The organism is Vibrio atypicus (genome assembly GCF_009811315.1).
Classification (GTDB): domain Bacteria; phylum Pseudomonadota; class Gammaproteobacteria; order Enterobacterales; family Vibrionaceae; genus Vibrio; species Vibrio atypicus.
In genome coordinates this window covers 22,440-37,498 of record NZ_BLID01000015.1, presented here as the reverse complement: position 1 = coordinate 37,498, position 15,059 = coordinate 22,440, and the positions used below count along the sequence as shown (strand labels likewise).

Here is a 15,059-nt window from a genome sequence, read left to right as displayed (position 1 = left end):
AGCCGAGATCATTTGATCTCGGCTTTCGATATTCTGCTTTAGGATCCGAAGGTTTAGAAGTCGCCTACTGCTACCTTCAATTTTTTCATCGCATTTTTTTCAAGCTGTCGAATACGCTCAGCTGACACGCTGTAGGTCTCTGCCAGTTCTTGCAACGTTGACTTATTGTCGTCTAGCCAACGAGAACGAACAATGTGCTGGCTGCGCTCATCTAAACTCGACAGAGCTAAACTTAAGCGATTATTGGTATGCGCTTCCCAGTTTGAAGCTTCAACATTATCAGCCACATCAGACGCTTTATCTTCTAAATAAAGCACTGGGGCAGTGTATGAAGTTCCTGCATCGTCATCGTCAGTTGGCATTTCAAAGGTAGAATCTTGAGCCGCAAGACGAGATTCCATCTCGCGAACTTCTGAAGGCTCAACACCTAGTTCTCTCGCTACTGTTTCAACTTCGCCGTTGTTAAACCAACCTAAACGCTTTTTAGACTTACGTAGATTGAAGAACAATTTACGCTGGGCTTTGGTTGTCGCAATTTTTACGATACGCCAATTACGTAAAACGTATTCATGGATCTCTGCTTTGATCCAGTGAACAGCAAAGGACACAAGACGAACACCCACTTCTGGATTAAAGCGTTTTGCCGCTTTCATCAAGCCGATATTACCTTCTTGAACCAGATCCGCCATTGGCAGACCATAACCAGAATAACCACGAGCCACATGCACAACAAAGCGCAGATGCGAAAGGATAAGACCTTTTGCCGCATCGATATCACCGTCGTAATGCAGTCTTTCAGCGAGTTCACGTTCCTCGTCAGCGGTCAGCATTGGGTAGCTGTTCACTTTGCGGATATAACTGTCTAAGCTATCTTGTGTAACTACAGCCATTGGGTACGCTTGGTTTGCCATTCAAATCCTCATCAATCTCTGATCTGGAGTTATTTTTAACCCAACAATCTTGAACCTAAAATGAACAGGTTTCAAGCAAGGGAAAGTAATTATGCATAAACAAAATGTATAAACAAGTAAAAGTACACGCTACCGTGTACTTTCATGAGTATGACAAGGGGAAACTAAACTGGTTCAATTTCTTTTAAATGTCTTTGTGCAGAAACTTTTGCGGCTAAGCATCCAAGGAAAGTGCCTAGCATCAATAGCAATAAGCTTTCATCCCAGCTCAAACCGATCAGTCTGAAGCGACTATCATATAGCAGCGCCAGTTGTTCAACACTGTTGTTGAGTAGAATTGTGATGACTGCCGTAACAACCCACGCCATCAAAGCTCCGAGTAGGCCAAACCACATCCCCGAATAGAGATAAGGGCGCAAAATAAAGCCGTTTGTTGCCCCGATAAGCTTCATGGTTTGAATCTCATCTTTATTCGCTAGGACATTAAAGCGTAGCGTGTTACCAACGATTAGAAACACGGAACCAAGCATTAAGACCGACAGGCTAATCACTATCCCACCGACTAAGTTCTTAATTGCATCTAAGCGAGTCAGCCAATCTTCGTCCATACGAACATCTGTAATCACTTCTTCACGGCCGATTTGCTCAGCCAAGGCTTTGATCGCCGCTTGGTCTTCGATTTTAGGTGTAATCACTAACACACCTGGCAGCGCATAGCCGTCCAACAGTGAAATCGCTTGGTCAAAACCAGAATATTGGCTCAGGTCATTCAAGCCTTGCTGCGGAGAGATATACTCAACCGCCTCGACCTCACTCATACTCTCAAGATTGTCTTTGAGCACCATGATTCGGGCTTCTGGCGTGCGTTCGGCGATGTAACCACTAATATGAGCTGGGCTCGCAACATGCGATGAAGCAACAGACAGGTTTTTACCTAATAAATAGAGAGCAGATGGCATCGCGAGCGCCATTGAAATCACCGCTAGTGTTAGCAGGTTGCCTAAAGGTCTTTCTGCAAACTCAATCAGAGATGCTTTTGCTTGCTTAAAATGAACAGTAAGGAAGTTGTCACGTTTGACTCGGTTAACGCTGCGTCCTTTTACGGCTTTGCGGTTGCGCACATTAGCGGCCATAGTCTTCAACCTCGCTTAGAAAACCTTGATTCAGTTCCAAGTGACGATATTGAGGGCGAGTATTTACTAACCCCACATCGTGCGTCGCTAAAAGAATCGTTACGCCTGCACGATTAAACTCTTCGAACAGTTTTAATACTCGACTGGACAATTCTGGGTCTAAGTTGCCTGTTGGTTCGTCAGCAAGCAGTAAGGTTGGTCGGTTAACAACGGCACGAGCAATACCCACTCGTTGTTGTTCACCACCCGAGAGTTGGCTAGGTAAACACTTCGCTTTGTCCAATAAACCTGTTTTATCCAATGCTGCATTAACACGACGTTTGATTTCATTTTCTGAAATCGACTCTATACGCATGGGTAAAGCGACATTGTCATAAACAGGGCGATCCATCAGTAGTCGATGATCTTGGAAGACAATACCGATATTGCGTCGAAGAAAAGGGATGTCTTTATTCGGAATACGGGTGATGTCATGATCATTAAAGCAGATCTTGCCATCAGTCGGACGCTCAATCGCGCAAATCAATTTAAGTAAGGTACTTTTACCTGCGCCAGAATGGCCCCCTAAAAATGCCATCTCTCCACGTCTAAGATGGAAATCAACTTTTTGCAGCGCTTGACGACCACCACGATACGCCTTACTTACTTGCTGAAACTTTATCACCCGTCATTCCTCTTACTGAGCTACGATCAATCTTCGCGGCTAAACAGTGCGTCAATAAACTCTTGAGTTTCAAATGGACGTAAATCATCAATCCCTTCACCAACCCCGATGTAACGGATTGGAATTTGGAACTGATCAGCTAAAGCAAAGATAACACCACCTTTAGCGGTACCATCTAGCTTAGTTAGAGTAATACCGGTTAATGGCGCGACATCACTGAACAGTTTCGCTTGGCTAATCGCATTTTGACCTGTGCCCGCATCCAGAGTCAGCATCACTTCATGCGGTGCCGAGTCATCAACCTTCTTCATTACGCGTACAATCTTACGTAACTCTTCCATAAGGTTTGATTTATTCTGTAGACGGCCGGCAGTATCAGCAATAACAACGTCCACACCTTTTGCTTTTGCAGATTCGATCGCGTCATAGATAACGGATGCGCTATCTGCACCTGTATGCTGCGCGACAACTGGTACATTGTTACGTTCGCCCCAAACTTGCAGCTGTTCAACAGCAGCAGCACGGAAAGTATCCCCTGCTGCAAGCATGACGGATTTACCTTCAGCTTGGAATTGCTTAGCTAACTTACCAATGGTGGTGGTTTTACCCACGCCATTCACACCCACCATTAAAATAACGTAAGGCGTTTTAGTTTTATCAACCACAAGCGGTTGCTCTACAGTCGAAAGGATCTCTGCCATTTCTTCTTTAAGCAGGCCATATAGCGCTTCGCCATCTTTTAGTTCCTGACGTGATGCTTTTTCTGTCAGATTGTCGATAATCTTAGTGGTAGTATTCATACCAACATCGGCAATCAGTAGTTGTTCTTCTAGCTCTTCAAATAGCTCGTCGTCAATCTGTTTGCCTTTAAATAGACCAAAGAAACCAGCACCAATATTTGCTTTAGTTCGTGCTAAGCTGCGCTTTAAGCGAGCAAAAAAGCTTTCCGTTGGTTTTTCTTGCTCAGCGACTCGTGGTTCTTCTGGTTGTGGCGCCTCTTCAACTTGAGGTTCTACTTCCTCTACTGCTTCTGCTTCTGCTTCTGCTTCTGCTTCTGCTTCTGCTTCTGCAAGCTGAGCTTTATCCTCTGGCGCGACTTCTTCAACCGGTTGCTCTTCGACAACGTCTTCTGTCTGTTGTTGTTCTTTTTCTTCTACTGGCTGTTTTGCTTGCTCTTCTTCACCAAAACCAAGCCAAGAAAGTAATCCGCGCTTCTTTTTTTCCGTCATCTGGGGCTATCCTAGATTCTCTTATATTTACTTTGTAACTCTCTTCTGCAGCGATTATCCCGATCCAGAAAAGAAAAATGACAGCAGAGTGAAAAGTTTCCAGGCCATTAGCTATGGTATACACTCTGTCATCAACGAAATTTGGGCTGTACTCAGGGCTTAATTGCTGAGCGACTGGGTATAGTATCACTTTATTAGCGGTCAAAAAATCTATGGTAAGACGTCGCCAGCCAAACACATCACAAAAAAAGCCATCAACTGGCTTTGTTCGTATTATTAGCGGGTTATGGAGAGGAAGAAAGCTACCTGTTCATGACGCGGAAGGATTGCGCCCTACCACTGATCGCGTGAAAGAAACTCTATTTAACTGGATCGCGCAAGATGTGCCACGAGCTAAATGCTTAGATCTGTTCGCCGGCTCTGGTGGACTAGGGTTCGAAGCAGCATCACGCCAAGCGGAGTTGGTAACGCTCATCGAGCTGAATCCCGCTGCGTTTAAACAATTGGAAACAAATATCGCGTCGCTAAAAGCAGATAACCTTAAAGCGATCAATACAGATGCGCTAAGCTACCTAAAACAGCCTGGCACACCCCACCACGTGGTGTTCATCGATCCACCGTTTCGCAAAGGACTATTAGCCGAAACCATCACTTTACTCGAAGAGAACAATTGGTTGGCAAGTGATGCAATGGTTTATATCGAGACGGAAAAAGAGCTCAACCTTGAAGGGATTCCAGCTCATTGGCATCTTCATCGCGAAAAAACGGCGGGCCAAGTCAGCTATCGTCTATATGAGCGTCAACAAGATTAAAGGAAATATCAATGAAAGCATTATTGTTATTGGCTAAAGCGGCCATTGGATTTGTTTGGTTTATCTTAATCCTCAATATTTTTATGCCATTTCCAGGTAAAGCGGCAATCGCTCTTTATATTATGGCTGCCTTCCTACTCATGATGCACGGCTTACAGATGCTGATTTTCCTCGGCGCCTTTGGAGACAAAATTAAAATGAGCAACTGGGAGAAATGGTCCATCCTCATTTTTGGAATCTTCTCTTTGCTTGATATCAGACGCAAATACATGTCTTAATTTACAAAAATGCCGCTAACTTTAGCGGCATTTTTTTATTCGATTGTTTCTCTTCTTAACCTAAATAGCTCTTAAGCCCATCTAAGAACATCTGAGTTGAAATCATGATCAGCAATAAACCCATTAAACGTTCAATTGCTTTGAGGCCACGCTCGCCCAAAATACGATGGAAGAAGCTATAAAACATCAAGATAAAGAATGTGACGCCCCAAGCAAGCAAAACCGCAGCCGAAAGCTCAAACAACTTATCTGGGTGCTGGCTCGACAACAATAGCAGTGCCGCAATCACGGATGGGCCAGCAATCATTGGAATCGCCATCGGGACAAAGAAAGGCTCTTCACCTGCAGCAAGACCAACAATACTACCGCCACTTGGGAAAATCATCTTAATCGCAATAATAAACAGAATGATACCGCCAGAAATACTGAGGGTTTCAGGCTGAACATGTAAGAAGTTGAGAATGCTTTTACCTGCAAAAAGGAACAGCATTAAAATGGCGAGTGCAAACAGCAACTCACGAATCAAAACCTTACGGCGACGTTTAGGATCTAAGTGCTTTAAGATGGAGAGCACAATAGGAAGATTGCCAAGCGGATCCATGATCAGGAATAGCATGGTAGCGGCAGAAAGAATGTCCATGAATTAGCCTCCAAAGCAGTTCAATCGTAGCAGGACGGATGAAAAGACGGCGAAGTATAGCAATCTCGCTATACAATTTGGAGGCTAAACAGCAGAAGTTTTAGTGGCTACAGACTCGCTCTAGGTTGACAGCCCATTTGCCATCAAGCTGAACAATTTTCTCACGCTGAATAAAAAACTCTAATAGCGATTCCAAGTTAAAGCCATTCAGCTTGCAGGTACGAAACGTGGCTTGGTCACCAAACTCTTCACTCACCGCCTGACGAAGCTCTGCTTCTGTCATTGGCTTTTCTTTCAACAAGTTTAGAACTTTATGGGCATGAATTTCAGTTGTCATCGAATTTTCCACTTCATTTGAATCGCTGCAGGATAATCTTTAACACTGCGATATGCCTTGATGTTAGATAATTAAAGCGGCAGTAATTAAACAATGAGCCAATAGGTAGCTACCAGAAATCAGATAGCGGCCATAAGCGATTGGGTGACGATAATCATGCACAGCAAGCAATCCAGCGGATAAGGTTAGCGTCAAAGTCCCTAAAAAGCCCATACCACCAGCCAGTGAACCAGACAGTAACCAGACTTCTCCCGCCGCCCAGTTTAGCTGTAGCAACATCATCCCCATAATGACAACAGGGAAGATAAGGCGATCTATCTTTGGCAGCATCAAAAAGAACACCACAATTCCAATAGCGAGCAGCATCGCGGGTAACCACCACACTATCTCACCTGACAATTGAAGCCAAAATGAGGTGCTCAGACACAACTGCGATCCGATATAAGCAGCAAAACAGAGTTTTTTCTGCTTCTTGAAGATATAGAGGTTATCGGCAAGAACAGCAATCACCAGCCCTAAGCTAACCCACCAAGCCGCGATACCAACCAAAGAGTCTTGGCTCCAAAGCATCACAACAAGCATCAACATCGACATTGTTTTAAACAATGCGGCTTGTGTTTTTTGGTTGCTTTCATTGGCAGAAATACTAATAAAACCTGATAGTGCGACCGAAAGCCAGCTCCACATGAGATCACCTCTTTTAAACTGAGTCGCCAGTGTAGGCAGGGCTTTCTATATGTCCAGAACCGAAAAGCAAAACTTGGATCTTGATTATGCTTCTAACAGCTCGCGTAACCAACACAGGATAGAAAACTTAATCCGAACAGAAGACCGATTGATGACAAGTCAAACCGGATAAAACCCATCAAATCCTTCGCTTTACACAACAAAGAAGCCAAACCTATAAAAACCAATACAAACCGAACAACCACCAATACATACATAAAAATAAGCAATTAAAATCAACAACTTAAACAACAAAAAAGAGAGACGGAGAATTAACAGCAATCGCTATACAAATGGTTACCACCAAGTTGTGACGATATATGTCATTTTAAATGCAATTAATTCTCACCTAGTAAGAAATAGAAAAATAACCAGCCAAAAACGCAACCATGACAAAGACAAACAGCACGAAGCCACCAAAAAAGAACAAGTTATTTTTCAACCAACTCAACATCAATATAATAAACAATAAAAATCAATAAGTTACAATCAAAAAACATGTAACGAGCAAACTATAATCACTGCAAAAATACAACTAAACCTCACCATAAAATGGCCAATTTAAGTTATTTTCACGTCATAAAAGTATCAATTATAAAGCTTAGCCAAATAAATACTTGATCAACACACAAAAACACTGCTATTCTAATAGACATAGAGTTAATCATCACTTTAAAGGAGCAGCGTTATGATAACTTCTTCACAAAAACAAGGACTTGTAATGATCGCAGTTGTTGTTGGCCTAATGACACTGCCGATGATGTACTAGCCAAATTACAGAAATAAAAAAGGGACGCTCACGCGTCCCTTTTTTATTTTTCGCAGATTTTCCCAACAAAATACGTCTAACTTGTAGACACATTTCTAATTATTAAACATTTCTTAAAAACATCCGTTTTCAGCGCTTCGCTATAGATGCTTCGACAACACATCCCAATGCGCATAATAGAAAAACAGTGCCGCTAATGTTATCAGTGTCATCAAAGTGATCGCCGCTCGCCAAACAAAGCGACTACTACGTGGCGTCAGCTCTTTTTCACATTCATCGCAAGTCGCCAGAAAGTCTCCACGATTTTCTAACTTATAATCTTCCTCATGGACGATCTTATTTCTTATCGTGGCGATGTAGCGCAATTTACCTATCACATCGTGGGGTAAGCGCTCTTCACAGCTAGTAATTAACTGATGCAGTCCCTTACCCTCTGCGTGATATTGGGTTCGAAGTAGCTTTTCAAGCTTACGCGTTCGGACCACAACTCTTTCTATGTCAGACATGGCTTCCCTCCATCGCTAGTAAGTTTAGGGCCTAACCAATGACTCTTCCAATTTGGTTAGTCTGAATCCATCATACTTCCACTCTGCTTTAAGTTTCATCATATACAGAATGGATCTAGCGGCTATTATCTCCGATTTGGGAGTATGCTCAAATCGATTCCCAGTAAATTAATGTAAAGGAATCAACAACTAGCTATATCAGCATACTGACAAATTTTAATTCCCCATGTGATATGCCTCTAAGAAATTAATCTTCACACTCTCTGAGTTATCACTCAACTACTCTTCCCCGCCTCTACATGGCAAATAAAAGCTAGAATAGCCACTAATAGAAGGGAGATCTCATCATGCCAATCACACTGATTGTTGCGATTTTAGTGTTTATAGTAGTGAGTGCGTGGGCATTCATCCGTTTTTATAATCGCCATATTCAAGGCCAAGATGCGCCTGAGCAAACTGCTGAGATTATAGTATTAGACAAACAAGCCATTGAAATAGAAGATGCGGCACACGGCCAAGATGATCAGGAGTACTGGATTTACGTTCAAAAGGGTCGCTTAGGTCCAAAACGCGAATTCCAAGTCGGCATCCACTACTACCAAGCATTAACACCTGGAGATAAAGGAACTCTCACCTATCAAGGCGACAAATTCCTTCACTTTGCACTAAAGCGTTAGGGCAATAACCACGCTGTTTTCGTTGAACGAGAAACCAACCAACTCACCAGTAGAGCGCCAGAACCACTAATCACAATCCAGACTGGGATCACCCACGCAGGGTGTCCCTGGTGCCAGCCATATTCTTTCATCGGCCATAAAAAAATCGGATGTAATAGGTAAATCCCCAAACTGTGCTGACTGATAAAACCGATCACCTTGTTCGCGCGCTGAGACAAGCTTTCACCGTAATAACGACACAAGATAAAGATCATACTAGCCGCCATGACCACATTCAGCGTTTTATATGATAGCCAACGACCCACCGTGTATTTCTCTGCTGCCACACTGCCACTCACCACCATATAGACAGTTGTTAGCAATGCCAAACTACCTAAAATCGCAAACACCGTGACGCTCGCTTTGTTGAGTGGGACTTTTTTCCACAGCAGATAACCTAAAGGTAAATAACCGCTATACAGCCATAACTCATGGCTCCATATTCCATCGATACGTGCCAAGTAAAGAGTCGTCGTCACTAGCCAGAGCATAAGAAACGCATAAATGACGCTGTCGTCATAGCGCTTTACCAGCCACTGAAACAGAGGAATAACAAAGTAGAGCGGAATGAAATAGTAAAAGAAGCCAAGGTGGTAGTATGTCGCGTGTTCTGGGCTATTGAGTAGTACCTCTTGCGCCACGCTGCCATCAAAGCCACTCGCACTCCAACCAGACAAGTAAGCATAGAACAGAGACCAAACTAAAAATGGGATGAGGACTTTACCTAGCCTCCTTTTCACATAATATTCCATATCAAAAGGACGCTTATCACTGAGCATCAAAGCACCTGAAATCAGAATAAACACAGGGACTGCCCAGCGAGTCACACTGTTGGTTGCGACAGCAGTCAGCCATTCATTGAAAGGAATCACTCCCAACTCTTGACGATACGGGGCTAAAACATGAATCGCAATGACAGCCACAGCGGCAACACAGCGAAGCAAATCAAAAAATAGAACCCGTTCTTTCATTCAGCTAACCTTTGCTCTTTAACTTCAACCTGCTGAATATAGCAATAAAAAAGCTGACCGAAGTACAACCTTGGTCAGCTTTTAGTCATGAAAGCGTTGAGAATCTATGCTGCCACGCTCTGTTCAATTTTTGGCAGCTTGATTGATATCAATGTCGTAGTCGCCAAAAAGGCAAATGAGACCCAAAGGCACGCACTCAAACCAGCCATTTGAAATACCCAACCAGATAATATGGTTCCAATTAAGCGCCCCATTGCATTGGCCATGTAGTAGAAGCCCACATCAAGTGAGACACCATCGCCTTTGGCATAACTAACAATTAGATACGAATGGAGTGAAGAGTTCACCGCGAAGATAGCGCCAAAGACCATCAACCCACCTACGATCACAAGCTCCGGCTGCCAACCGATTTGTACTGCATAAGCAATCAAAGCCGTTACTATAGCCAGTCCACCAGCCCATAGCATTGCGGCACGACCATCTGGCACTTTACCTTGCGCTTTCCCTGTAATCTTTGGAGCAATACCTTGCACAAACCCGTATGCAATGGTCCAAGCCGCTAAGAAACCACCCACCCAAGAGTGATTCCAACCAAAGACACTTCCTAAGTAGATAGGCAGTGCAATCACAAACCACACATCACGCGCCCCAAATAGGAACATACGTGCCGCAGACAAAATGTTTATCGACTCAGATTTAGAAAAAATCTGATTAAACTTGGGCTTATTTTTCGCTTTCCCCATACCCGCTTCAAGGCTCAATACACTGCCAATGAATACCAAGGTTAATACCCCAGCCATCGTAAGCACCGCATACTGAAAACCGATGGTAGCTAGTAACAAACCACCGACGAAAAAGCCGGCCCCTTTTAGGGCATTCTTCGACCCGGTCAGAATCGCAATCCACTTATACAAAGCGCCTTGCTGTTCATCTGGCACCAAGGTTTTGATCGAGCTTTTCGCACTCATTTTATTCAGATCTTTAGCAATACCAGAAAGTGCTTGCGCTGCCATCACCCAAGGAATCGTCAACATCGAACTTGGTACCGCCAACATGCTCAGCGCGGCAATTTGCATACCGAGGCCTAGGTTCATGGTTTTGTTTAACCCCAATCTAGCACCTAGCCAGCCACCGATCAGGTTTGTCACCACACCAAAAAATTCGTAAAAAAGAAATAGTGAGGCAATTTCTAGAGAGCTATAACCTAAGTCATAAAAATAGAGCACCACCAACATACGCAGTGCGCCATCAGTAATAGTGAAATTCCAGTAATTGAAGGTCACCAGCATGTATTGGCGAACACTCTTACTCAGACTTGAGAACATAACATCTTACCCATCAAGCGGTATAACATAGAGAATTAAGAGACTAGAGAGCTTTTGGATCATGATGATCCAAAAGCTCTAAACGCTAAACAACGCAGTTATTGGTTTGCCACACCATTGATATAATCAACTTGAACCTGCTTGGTAAACGCACCAGGACGAAGCGCTTGAACTTGCGCCACGATCTCTGCCAATGGCCAGCCTTTTTCAAGCAAAAGGTGAGCAGAAAATAAACCAGTACGACCTGAGCCACCCATACAGTGCATTGCGACTTTACCGCCGTTATCAACAATCTGATGCAAGGCAGGGCTCGCTGCCTGCCACTTCTCAGCAAAAGTCTCACCTGGCGCACAATCATCTTCGATTTCAATTTGGAACCACTGCATGCCTAGCTGCTCGGCTTTAACGCCAAGTTCCGCAACGTCTTTGCTTGCAAGTTCAGCGTCATCAAGAGCCGTCACAATTGCTTGCACACCTTGTTCTTTCAACTGCTTAAGAGAGGAATCAAGATCAACACCTTTGGTGCCCGGACAAGGCGTCAGAACTAATGCACCATTATCGACATCAAGTTGCCATGTTGGATGTGTCATCATCATTACTCCTTATACCAAACCAACGTTTCGAACTAACTCTGCGGTACGTGTTGCGTAGCCCATTTCATTGTCGTACCAAGCGTAGATTTTCACCATACGTTTGCCCACCAACATAGTAGAAAGGGCATCGACGATAGTTGAACGTTGATCGCCTTTGTAATCAATCGACACAAGAGGGCGTTCTTCAAAACCAAGGATGCCTTTCAACTCACCTTGAGATGCTTCTTTCAGTAATGCATTCACTTCTTCTGCTGTCGTGTCGCGCTTCACTTCAAAGATGATGTCAGTAAGCGATGCATTAGCAAGGGGCACACGAACTGCGTGGCCATTAATGCGGTTTTCAAGCTCAGGGAAGATTTCCACAATCGCTTTTGCACTACCCGTAGTGGTCGGAATTAAACTCATACCACAAGCACGAGCACGGCGAAGATCTTTATGCGGTGCATCAAGAATCGTTTGCGTGTTAGTCAAATCATGGATAGTCGTGAATGAAGCATTCTCAATGCCCAACTTTTCATTGATCACTTTTACCACTGGCGCAATGCAGTTAGTTGTACATGAAGCGGCCGTCACAATCTTATGAACGGCTGGGTCAAAGATGTGATCGTTCACACCTACCACGATGTTTGCCACACCATCCTCTTTAACCGGTGCAGAAACCACAACTCGCTTAACACCTTGTTCAAGGTATTTATTTAGGAAAGCAGTTTTGCGATGCACACCTGTTGCTTCAATCACCACATCACAGCCTGACCAATCGATCGCTTCAATATCACGCTCTTGGGTTGTTTTGATGATCTGACCATTGATGATCACCTCTGAACCTTCAGTCGTCACTTCATGGTGCCAGCGACCTTGTACCGAATCGAATTCTAATAAGTGAGCCAGAGTCGCAGCATCGCCCGCAACATCATTGATTTGAACAAACTCTAGCTCAGGCCAATCAAATGCTGCGCGCAGCGCCAAACGTCCAATACGGCCAAAACCATTGATACCGACTTTAATTGTCATAACTTTATCTCTTCCATTTCAAATTATTGGCAACACACAGGGCGAGCCTGCATGGCGTGAAGTCTTTCTAAATCTTGTTGGTACTCTGTTTTTAAACAATTTGACGCAACGAGATCATCAATCAGCTTTCTCATCCACCCTGGTAAATCAGATGCCAAGCGATAGAACACCCATTGACCTTGGCGCACATCGACCAAGAGACCACTTGAACGCAACTGTGCAAGATGACGGGAGACTTTGGGTTGGCTCTCTTGTAGTGCTACCGTCAATTCCCCCACGCACAAGCACTGCTCGCGGACAATAAGCATCACGCTACGGACTCGGGTCTCGTCGGAAAGTAATTTAAAAAACTGATGGGGTAACATTTGAATACATACTCATATATGGATATGCATATATATTTGATTATTTTATGGCACAGATCAACACCAAATTAAAGACGTCACAAAAGATTCATATTGGGGAAGCAGTAGAATAAGCGCAGAGGTTAAACAACGCGATTGAGATCTTGACTCCAGCGCTGAGCTTCGGTGATTCGCGGCATCACATCATCAACAGAGATATTGAGTTGCTGGCAAGCATTATTAACGCCATACCAATCGGCACGTTCATAGCACTCTTCAAGTTGCAGCAGCTGCCCATAGGGCCCTTGTCGTTCGAGTAGCGCTAATTTAATAGATGCGCATAACGGCAGTTGTTCAACTAACTCATTTAATGAGACGTCGAGCAGCGCATCAAGCATTGAAAACAGACCGATCAAGAAAGCTTGATCACTATACTGGTTAAACGGATTGTCTCTTGCCATTAGCTGACAAAATTGCGCCCGCTGCAACGAAAGGTTATACAGCTCTTTCGGTTTTGTGGTCGAGATAAAAGAGGCAACGGCTAAAGATACAAAAATTTTTAACTTGTCTTGACCTAAGTAAATCAACGCCTGCCTAAAAGAAGAGATGCTCACCTCTAGGCGATCCGACATGGTATTAACAAAGCGCAGCAATTGATAAGAGAGAGAGACGTCTTTAGCAACGATTTTCTCCACTTTTGCGAAGTCGACATCGGGCTGACACACCTCTCGAAACAGCTCCATCGCGATCAATTGCTCTGGGCTAAGGTAGCCCTTGCGGCTAATTTCCGGTTTACCAAAAAAGTAACCTTGGAAGAAAGTAAAGCCAGCAGAACGTGCCGTAAGAAACTCTTCTTCGGTTTCAACTCGCTCTGCCAAGAATTTACGCCGAACCCCTCTTGATAAACGCTCTTTTACGAAAGTACAGGCGTCATCTAAGCCCATCGCCATGATGTCGAGCTTTACAATCTGCACAAAAGGTAGAAACCGTTCCCATTCCGGACTATAAACAAAGTCATCTAACGCAATGAGATAACCTGCCGCACTTAACTTCTTGATCGCCGCATACAGCTCATCATTCGGAGTACAAGTTTCAAGAACTTCAATCACAACCTTGTCTTTCGGCAAAGCCAAAGGCAGCTCTCTCAGTAGACTCTCTTGAGGAAAATTAATAAAGCAGCGCGATTTCTCCAATGCTGGGTTAGTACCCAAAGATAAGAAGTTCTCAACAATTAGCCGGTAAGTCGCGCGATTAGAATCAATATGGCTCGGGTACGCGTTATTTTCGCCGTCACGAAACAGCAACTCATACCCGAGGGTTTGTCGCTTAGCGTTTAGAATGGGTTGGCGAGCTACATAGGTATCGCGCATCAACGGCTGCATTTTTGTCCTTGTTTAGGCTTAATGTTACGCTTTTGCTGTCGCTAATAACGCGCCACAACCTACAAACATTGAACCGAAAAGTTTATTAATCTTACTCATCACTCGCTCAGAGCGAATAAAACGTCCCATTTGAGACGCGAGGGAGGTGTATCCTAGCATTACCACGGCATCAATGAATACTGTCGTTGTACCAAGGACAAGTAATTGAATAAATTGATCTTTCGTCGGATCAATAAACTGTGGAAACAGCGCGACTAAAAACACGATAGATTTAGGGTTGGTAAGATTAATCAATACAGCGTTCTTCATCAAGGTAAAACCTGATAATTCATCCATCGCTGACGTCGCTGTTAAACTACTTCTGTCACGCCACTTCTGAATACCAAGCCAAACCAAATAGACCACACCGACCCACTTAATCACGCTAAATGCCAAAGCAGATTGCGCCACTAGTGCGCCAATGCCAGCACCCACCAGCATAATATGGATGCTAAGCCCAATCTGTAGGCCAGCAATTGCGCCTAACGATTTGCGCGTTCCATAACTCAATCCGGTACTGATCGAATTCACGGTGCCTGACCCTGGAGCCAAACTAAACACAATCGCTGTGACCACATAGGCCAACCAAACATGCATATCCATACTGTTTTCCTCTCGACTAAACGCGGTTAGCCACACATAATCTAGCTTTGTTATTTCAGAATTCCTTCAG

The 15,059-nt window shown here is 44.0% G+C and carries 18 protein-coding genes; 3 read left to right on the top strand and 15 right to left on the bottom strand.

Features of this window, described 5'->3' with window-relative positions:
• Positions 1–53: 53 nt before the first annotated feature.
• The 4 genes from rpoH to ftsY all read right to left on the bottom strand — a co-directional run bounded on the left by rpoH (position 54) and on the right by ftsY (position 3,937).
• Entirely contained in the window at positions 54–911 is an 858-nt protein-coding gene (rpoH, locus tag GVO60_RS21235) for an RNA polymerase sigma factor RpoH (protein ID WP_159657638.1), read from the bottom strand.
• Positions 912–1,075: 164 nt separating this feature from the next.
• A complete protein-coding gene (gene ftsX / locus GVO60_RS21230) occupies positions 1,076–2,044 on the bottom strand; it encodes a permease-like cell division protein FtsX (RefSeq protein WP_159657636.1) in 969 nt (322 codons plus the stop codon).
• Entirely contained in the window at positions 2,034–2,708 is a 675-nt protein-coding gene (gene ftsE / locus GVO60_RS21225) for a cell division ATP-binding protein FtsE (protein ID WP_159657634.1), read from the bottom strand. Before ftsE ends, ftsX begins: the two co-directional genes overlap by 11 nt.
• A 26-nt stretch (positions 2,709–2,734) precedes the next feature.
• Positions 2,735–3,937 (bottom strand): signal recognition particle-docking protein FtsY, encoded by a 1,203-nt coding sequence (gene ftsY / locus GVO60_RS21220; protein WP_159657632.1) that lies wholly within the window; start codon positions 3,935–3,937, stop codon positions 2,735–2,737.
• Between the two features lie 212 nt (positions 3,938–4,149).
• Between ftsY and rsmD the strand changes: the two genes are divergently transcribed.
• Together rsmD and GVO60_RS21210 are read left to right on the top strand one after the other, a co-directional pair.
• The gene (gene rsmD / locus GVO60_RS21215) at positions 4,150–4,749 is read left to right on the top strand and encodes a 16S rRNA (guanine(966)-N(2))-methyltransferase RsmD (RefSeq protein ID WP_159657630.1); all 600 of its coding nucleotides are present in this window, start codon (positions 4,150–4,152) and stop codon (positions 4,747–4,749) included.
• 11 nt (positions 4,750–4,760) lie between these two features.
• Positions 4,761–5,027, top strand: a complete 267-nt coding sequence (locus GVO60_RS21210) for a DUF1145 domain-containing protein (protein ID WP_159657628.1) — start codon at positions 4,761–4,763, stop codon at positions 5,025–5,027.
• A 55-nt stretch (positions 5,028–5,082) separates the two neighbouring features.
• On the opposite strand, the gene GVO60_RS21205 is transcribed toward GVO60_RS21210, so the two are convergent.
• The 4 genes from GVO60_RS21205 to GVO60_RS21190 form a co-directional block, all read right to left on the bottom strand.
• Positions 5,083–5,667 (bottom strand): YhgN family NAAT transporter, encoded by a 585-nt coding sequence (locus GVO60_RS21205; protein WP_159657626.1) that lies wholly within the window; start codon positions 5,665–5,667, stop codon positions 5,083–5,085.
• A gap of 100 nt (positions 5,668–5,767) precedes the next feature.
• Positions 5,768–6,004: a YecH family metal-binding protein gene (locus tag GVO60_RS21200; RefSeq protein ID WP_159657624.1), complete on the bottom strand. Its 237-nt coding sequence runs from the start codon at positions 6,002–6,004 to the stop codon at positions 5,768–5,770.
• A 63-nt stretch (positions 6,005–6,067) separates the two neighbouring features.
• Positions 6,068–6,691 (bottom strand): lysoplasmalogenase, encoded by a 624-nt coding sequence (locus GVO60_RS21195; RefSeq protein WP_159657622.1) that lies wholly within the window; start codon positions 6,689–6,691, stop codon positions 6,068–6,070.
• Positions 6,692–7,639: 948 nt separating this feature from the next.
• Entirely contained in the window at positions 7,640–8,005 is a 366-nt protein-coding gene (locus tag GVO60_RS21190) for a DUF4145 domain-containing protein (RefSeq protein WP_159657620.1), read from the bottom strand.
• A gap of 347 nt (positions 8,006–8,352) precedes the next feature.
• Here GVO60_RS21190 and GVO60_RS21185 point away from each other — a divergent pair, with 347 nt between their 5' ends.
• Positions 8,353–8,682 carry a DUF2500 domain-containing protein gene (locus tag GVO60_RS21185; RefSeq protein ID WP_159657618.1) on the top strand — a complete coding sequence of 110 codons (330 nt, stop codon included), beginning with the start codon at positions 8,353–8,355 and terminating at the stop codon, positions 8,680–8,682.
• Here GVO60_RS21185 and GVO60_RS21180 read toward each other — a convergent pair.
• From GVO60_RS21180 to rhtB, 7 genes are all read right to left on the bottom strand, one after another.
• On the bottom strand, positions 8,679–9,692 hold the full coding sequence (locus GVO60_RS21180) for an acyltransferase (protein ID WP_159657616.1): 1,014 nt from the start codon (positions 9,690–9,692) through the stop codon (positions 8,679–8,681). The genes GVO60_RS21185 and GVO60_RS21180 overlap by 4 nt on opposite strands.
• A 104-nt stretch (positions 9,693–9,796) precedes the next feature.
• The gene (arsJ, locus tag GVO60_RS21175; RefSeq protein WP_159657614.1) at positions 9,797–11,017 is read right to left on the bottom strand and encodes an organoarsenical effux MFS transporter ArsJ; all 1,221 of its coding nucleotides are present in this window, start codon (positions 11,015–11,017) and stop codon (positions 9,797–9,799) included.
• 98 nt (positions 11,018–11,115) lie between these two features.
• Positions 11,116–11,607 (bottom strand): cyclin-dependent kinase inhibitor 3 family protein, encoded by a 492-nt coding sequence (locus GVO60_RS21170; RefSeq protein WP_159657677.1) that lies wholly within the window; start codon positions 11,605–11,607, stop codon positions 11,116–11,118.
• A gap of 12 nt (positions 11,608–11,619) precedes the next feature.
• Positions 11,620–12,621: an ArsJ-associated glyceraldehyde-3-phosphate dehydrogenase gene (locus tag GVO60_RS21165; protein ID WP_159657612.1), complete on the bottom strand. Its 1,002-nt coding sequence runs from the start codon at positions 12,619–12,621 to the stop codon at positions 11,620–11,622.
• Between the two features lie 23 nt (positions 12,622–12,644).
• A complete protein-coding gene (locus GVO60_RS21160) occupies positions 12,645–12,986 on the bottom strand; it encodes a metalloregulator ArsR/SmtB family transcription factor (RefSeq protein WP_159657610.1) in 342 nt (113 codons plus the stop codon).
• Between the two features lie 122 nt (positions 12,987–13,108).
• Positions 13,109–14,335 (bottom strand): EAL and HDOD domain-containing protein, encoded by a 1,227-nt coding sequence (locus GVO60_RS21155; RefSeq protein WP_159657675.1) that lies wholly within the window; start codon positions 14,333–14,335, stop codon positions 13,109–13,111.
• A gap of 36 nt (positions 14,336–14,371) precedes the next feature.
• Complete coding sequence (gene rhtB / locus GVO60_RS21150; protein WP_159657608.1) at positions 14,372–14,989, bottom strand: homoserine/homoserine lactone efflux protein; 618 nt, start codon at positions 14,987–14,989, stop codon at positions 14,372–14,374.
• Positions 14,990–15,059: the final 70 nt, after the last annotated feature.

Bases quoted from the DNA above. Each gene is read 5' to 3' on its own strand.
- GVO60_RS21160 (WP_159657610.1), bottom strand. From the start codon at position 12,986: ATGTTACCCCATCAGTTTTTTAAATTACTTTCCGACGAGACCCGAGTC.
- GVO60_RS21190 (WP_159657620.1), bottom strand. From the start codon at position 8,005: ATGTCTGACATAGAAAGAGTTGTGGTCCGAACGCGTAAGCTTGAAAAG.
- GVO60_RS21210 (WP_159657628.1), top strand. From the start codon at position 4,761: ATGAAAGCATTATTGTTATTGGCTAAAGCGGCCATTGGATTTGTTTGG.
- rsmD (WP_159657630.1), top strand. From the start codon at position 4,150: ATGGTAAGACGTCGCCAGCCAAACACATCACAAAAAAAGCCATCAACT.
- GVO60_RS21155 (WP_159657675.1), bottom strand. From the start codon at position 14,335: ATGCGCGATACCTATGTAGCTCGCCAACCCATTCTAAACGCTAAGCGA.
- GVO60_RS21170 (WP_159657677.1), bottom strand. From the start codon at position 11,607: ATGACACATCCAACATGGCAACTTGATGTCGATAATGGTGCATTAGTT.
- ftsX (WP_159657636.1), bottom strand. From the start codon at position 2,044: ATGGCCGCTAATGTGCGCAACCGCAAAGCCGTAAAAGGACGCAGCGTT.
- GVO60_RS21195 (WP_159657622.1), bottom strand. From the start codon at position 6,691: ATGTGGAGCTGGCTTTCGGTCGCACTATCAGGTTTTATTAGTATTTCT.
- arsJ (WP_159657614.1), bottom strand. From the start codon at position 11,017: ATGTTCTCAAGTCTGAGTAAGAGTGTTCGCCAATACATGCTGGTGACC.
- GVO60_RS21180 (WP_159657616.1), bottom strand. From the start codon at position 9,692: ATGAAAGAACGGGTTCTATTTTTTGATTTGCTTCGCTGTGTTGCCGCT.
- GVO60_RS21205 (WP_159657626.1), bottom strand. From the start codon at position 5,667: ATGGACATTCTTTCTGCCGCTACCATGCTATTCCTGATCATGGATCCG.
- rpoH (WP_159657638.1), bottom strand. From the start codon at position 911: ATGGCAAACCAAGCGTACCCAATGGCTGTAGTTACACAAGATAGCTTA.
- GVO60_RS21165 (WP_159657612.1), bottom strand. From the start codon at position 12,621: ATGACAATTAAAGTCGGTATCAATGGTTTTGGCCGTATTGGACGTTTG.
- ftsY (WP_159657632.1), bottom strand. From the start codon at position 3,937: ATGACGGAAAAAAAGAAGCGCGGATTACTTTCTTGGCTTGGTTTTGGT.
- GVO60_RS21200 (WP_159657624.1), bottom strand. From the start codon at position 6,004: ATGACAACTGAAATTCATGCCCATAAAGTTCTAAACTTGTTGAAAGAA.
- GVO60_RS21185 (WP_159657618.1), top strand. From the start codon at position 8,353: ATGCCAATCACACTGATTGTTGCGATTTTAGTGTTTATAGTAGTGAGT.
- rhtB (WP_159657608.1), bottom strand. From the start codon at position 14,989: ATGGATATGCATGTTTGGTTGGCCTATGTGGTCACAGCGATTGTGTTT.